Below are 4,947 nucleotides of genomic sequence, written 5' to 3' on the forward strand. Positions count from 1 at the left end.
CCGTGCGTGACCCCCTCCGTTCCCGGCGCGACGGGCTTGGGACGGCGCGCCTCTTCCTCCTTGGCGCGCGCCAACTCTTCGATCGTTCGATACGCCCGGGCACGATAAGCATCGAGTTGGTGCGTGAGCGCGTCGAGTTGGGTGAGCGACTTCGCGCCATGGGCGTTCGCCTTGAATGAGGAATGCCGCGTACCCGCGTTGGGCAGGCTCACGCCGCCCTCTTCCGCCGCCTTCTGAACTTCGTCGAACGTCCGCTCGATATCATCGAGCCTGCTACGGCGCTCGGCCTCGAGACGCTCGTGGTGCGCGTGCTCGATGGTATCCAGGCATGAAGGCAGCTCGCGCAGGCGGCGATACGGCTCGTCGAGCCCGATAATCTCCTCGATGGTGGCAAGCGCCTCCGGCACGCCTTCGCTGCGCGTGAAATACCCGCGCTCGCTCGAATCCATGAGCGCGAGGACGCTCAAGGCACGGTCGAACTGGGCGCGCTGCGAACCGTTGAAGAAGCCGTTCACGTCCTCGTAGTCTTCGGCGAAATCCAGCAGGTCGTCTTCGGCCTCGCGAATGGCGGTGATGAACAGAGCAGGATCGCCCGCCTTGGCCAAAAGGGCATCGCACAGTTTGATGCCGTGCTCGACCGTCATGCCGCCCGGATACGCTTTACGCGCAACCGAGCCGCCGCGCTGGTATTCGCGGGCAAGCAGGTCCTTAAGGTCGTCGCGCAGGCGCTCGAGAAGCGTTGCCGCCACCTTGCACAGGCCGTCCTCGTCCACGGGGATATTCTCCCCGCGGAAGACCTCGCGCAGGATGCCCTGCGCCTTCGCGCGCTGTTCCTGCGACACCGCGACGCGCTGCTCCACCTTGACCGAGGCGATCTTGTTGCGCTGGCGCAGGTATTCGGCGAACGAGCGCGACGTAGGCGGTACGATGGCGCCGTTGTAGCGAATCTGCGCCTGCTGCCCAGCCACGAGCGCCGCCACCACGCCCGCCACATCTGCCTCGCGCCAGCCATAGGGCTTGCTCCCGTAGCGCATCTGCACGTCCTTCATCGAAACCGAGAAGCCGCGCAGCTGTTGCGACTGCAGATAGTCGAGCACGTCCTTCATGGCGCGCCGGTTGGGCTCCAAACCGTCGAACGTCTGTGCCCTGCCCGTGGCGATCGAGATGATCTCCGCATCGTCGCGCACGTTGTGATCGATGTACGAGAGCTTGTCGTAGACGCTCCCCACCAGCTGGCCGAGCACTTCGTCGATGCAGTTGTGCGCGCCCGAGCCGCGCGGCTTGAACGAGCTCCCCGATACGTAGAAGTCCGCGTCGGCGATGGCGGTCTTCAACAGGTCCGCAGCCTTGCGTTCCAGCGAGCGCATCTCCTTGCGGCGGTTCTCGATGATCGCCTGCACGGTCGGAGGCAGGGCGGATACGTTCTTCGTGCGCAGATAGGCATCGATGCGTGCCGCTTCCTCGAGCGCCTCGAGGTAGCCGTTGTCCCTGAGCACGGCGAGCGCTTCGGGGGCGTGCGACCGCATCGTGAACTGCTGGTAATCGTCGAGGCTGTAGCCGGAAAGCTCGGTAATCACCGTGAACTTGAGGCCGTTTTGCAGCTGCGACACCGGCGCGTCGTCCACGAAGCGGTCGATGGGGAAATCGTTCGCCGTCTCGCCGGATCCCATGCGGTACTTCTTCTCGGTATAGACGTCCTCGAAAACCACGCTCGCGATCTTCTGGATGAGGCGCGTAGTGTCTACCGGCGTCTCGCGGATCTCGCGCGCGATGTCTTGCTCCTCGTCATTCAAGAACGAGTAGACGTCGCCCGTGCGGGAGATGTAGTTCTCGCGCACCAGACGGTCGAGCGAGGCGACGACGCGCTCACGCAGGGCGATCTTGTCCACGTCGATGCGGTCCACGAGCAGGATCGCGATGTTGTCGACGTTCGCCTTGACCTCGTCCACATGCAAGACGAGGAAGAGGAGTTTGAGCACGTCGACATCCTGCGGTTCCAGGCCGGCGCCTATAGCCGCCGCCTCGGACGCACGGTCGATGACGCGGCGCACGGCGCCTTCCAAGAAGGTGCTGAGCGTGTCGTAGAACAGCGGCAGCGGTACGAGGGCGTGCTCGTCGAGGTCCTCCACGCGCTGCGCCGCCTCCTGGAAGCCCGACAGCATGGAGCGCTCGCCCGACGACAAGTGCTTGCCCGAGCTGCCGTGCTTGCGGATCTGCGTGAAGATGCTCTGCATGAGGTGGAACTGGTAGCCCACGAAGGGGTAGGATTCCACGAACTCCTCCGCCGACGCGAAGCCCGCGAGGTCGCCGCGCGAGTCCTCGAACGTGAAGAGGTTGCGTAGCACCGCGGATTGCTGCTCGTAAACGAGCGAGAGCGTCTGGCGCGCGGTATCGGTCTTTTCGAGCACACGACGCTTGATGACCTCGTCAACGCTGGAGCTGGAGAGCGACAGGCGCGTGTCGAAGCGGCCCTGAATCTTGGAGAAGTCGTTGCCGGCGACCTTCGTCACCTGGTCGATCGCCTCTTGGCTCGTGACCATGACCCACACGCGCCCGGCGCACTTCGTGCCTAGGTCCTCCACGATGGTCTGGAGGTTGAGCATGAGGTCCGGGTCGTCGCCGATGTACTGCCCCACCTCGTCCACGCAGAAGATCAGGCGGAAGGTACCACCCTCTTCCCGGGCGCGGCGGTCGGCGTAATCGCGGATTTGATTCGTGAGCTTATCGACGGAGAACTCCTCGATCTCCGTGCCCTCGAACCAACGCTCCGCCTCTGCCTGGCTCATGACGCCCGCCTCGGTGAGCGCCTCGATGACGTCGTCGGAGTTGAAGTCGTAGGTCTCGCGCTCGTCGAGCCAGGTGCCGCCGTTGATGCGCTCGAAAGCCGCGCTGAACTCCTCCTGCTTGCCCTGGTCGTCGATGTAGCGCTCCAGGCGCGCGAGCTTGAGGTCTTCGCCGTAGTAGCCCAGATGCTCGTAGAAAACGCGTGCGAACACCTTGAGGATCGCCGTCTTATCCTTTTCCGACGGACCTTTGTTGTCGATGTTGAAGAGGATGGTCTCAGTGGGCACGCTTACGCAGCGCCGCACCTTGGCATCCATGAAGGGGTCGCCGAACTTGCTCTCGCCGGTCTTTGGGTCTATGAAGTAGTCGATCGCGGGCTTGCCGTCCACGACTTTGTTCTCTAGCAGGTAGGAGAGCATCTTGAGGAAGTGCGACTTACCGGAGCCGAAGAAGCCCGAAATCCACACGCCGGTCTTTTCCGTTGGGCGGTCGAGCGCCGCCTCATACGCCGCGAAGAAGTCGCCGAAGCGGCGCTTGAGCTCGCGCGTGACCACATACTCCTCGAGCTCCTGGCGAATCGCGGCATCGTCTTCCTGCGCGACCTTGACCACGCCGTTGATTTCGCGGTCGATGTCCTTCGCGAACATGTCTTTGATACGCATGAGGTTCCTTCCCGCCCGATGCCGGGCGCATCGAGTGGGTAGATCAGATGAGGTTAAAAGCGCGATAGTAATTGGCCGACTCCGTGCGGTCGCCGAAGAGCGTGAGCTCGCGGCCGTTGTACGTACCGGGGTAGAACAGCACGACGGGGATGTCGTCGAAGACGTGCTGACCGTTTTCCAGGATCTGATGCGCGCGTACGAAGGGGTACACGCGGCCGACGCCGGTTATGAACAGGACGTCGCGTCCGCGCTCGTGAGGCTGCCAGTCCATCGCCGCGACCATGGCCTCGGGCGTGGCGATCTTCTGCAGGCGCGTGCGGAGCGCGTCGCTGCCGCGCTTGAGCTCGAGCGCGTCGATCTTATCTGCGATGTGCTTCTGCTCGCACACCTGCAGCAGCACGCCCCAGAGGTCGCGCACGTGGATGCGGCAGGCGAGCTTGCCCGCGCGGCTGAGCTCCTCGAGCTCTGCAACCTGGGCACGCACGTCCCACACGCGCTCAGGCGGGTAGGCGAACACGTGGATGCCGACCTCGTTGCCGAGGCCCTTGTTCTCCAAGAAATCATGCGCGGTCACGCGCGAGCGAATGGCGGCGAGGCGCTCCTCGAATGAGGGGTCGTGCTCTGCGTGCGACGCGGCAGGGGCGTTCGTTTGCATGCGAGGGGACATAGGCTACGCCTCCCCTCTCGCGCCGAACGCCGCGAACGCGGGGGCGTCGCCATTCGCCTGCATGATATGCGCAAGCTCCGCATCGAGGTAGACGGGGAGCAGCTCGGACGTGCGAACGTTCTCCTTGAACCCGGCGTCTACGAGCATGCGATTGAGCACTTGGCGGATCTTGTTGCGCGTAGCGTCGCTCCAGCCCGCAACCGTCTCATTAGAGGCAGCGATACCGTTGACGAACGAGGTGATGTCTTGGTTCGTGAGGGTAAGGTCGTGCGCGCTATAGCGCTCCGCAACCAGGATGGTCATGAACTCCCATACCAGGCGGTTGTCGCACATGAGGGCGTACACCACCGCCTGGGCAGCCTGCTCCGAAGAGCCGTTTGCCACGAGGTCTATGAGCGCCTCGCGCGTCATGGCGTCTGAAGAGACCCCCATGAGCCGGCGTATGCAGGCGCGCGCGATGGAGCGCTGCTCGCGCTCGGTGGGGTACTGATACAGGTTGTCCGCGCAAATGCGCTGGGAGGCACGTTCTTGGTCGAGATGCTCTTGGATGAGCGTCCGCGCCGTTACGCGCATCTCTCGAAGAAGGAACTGCTCACGCGTGAGAGAGCCGTTGTAGGTGCAAGGCGTGGGCATTAGACCACCGCCCCGCATCGGCGCGGCAGCGCGCTCAAGCTACCTACGGGAAGATAGGTTGGCTCTAGACCAAGCCCCCCCCCACGAGAAATACTTAGAATAAGCATGGAAGCTCCCAGCACGATCGTTCTGCAGACCGTTTCAAGTATATCGCTATGCCAGCCAATAGCCACTGGCAGCCCTTGGGGACGGGGTCATTTT

3 protein-coding genes are annotated in these 4,947 nt (G+C 63.5%); all 3 read right to left on the reverse strand.

Features of this window, described 5'->3' with window-relative positions:
• Positions 1 to 3,446, reverse strand: a 3,446-nt coding sequence (gene brxC, locus QZ079_RS08065) for a BREX system P-loop protein BrxC (RefSeq protein WP_297037340.1), incomplete at its 3' end; no start/stop codon positions are given.
• Positions 3,447 to 3,489: 43 nt separating this feature from the next.
• Positions 3,490 to 4,113 carry a DUF1788 domain-containing protein gene (locus QZ079_RS08070; RefSeq protein ID WP_297037341.1) on the reverse strand — a complete coding sequence of 208 codons (624 nt, stop codon included), beginning with the start codon at positions 4,111 to 4,113 and terminating at the stop codon, positions 3,490 to 3,492.
• Between the two features lie 3 nt (positions 4,114 to 4,116).
• A complete protein-coding gene (locus tag QZ079_RS08075; protein WP_297037343.1) occupies positions 4,117 to 4,746 on the reverse strand; it encodes a DUF1819 family protein in 630 nt (209 codons plus the stop codon).
• Between the last annotated feature and the right edge of the window lie 201 nt (positions 4,747 to 4,947).

This window comes from uncultured Enorma sp., assembly GCA_905210055.1.
Taxonomy (GTDB): domain Bacteria; phylum Actinomycetota; class Coriobacteriia; order Coriobacteriales; family Coriobacteriaceae; genus Enorma.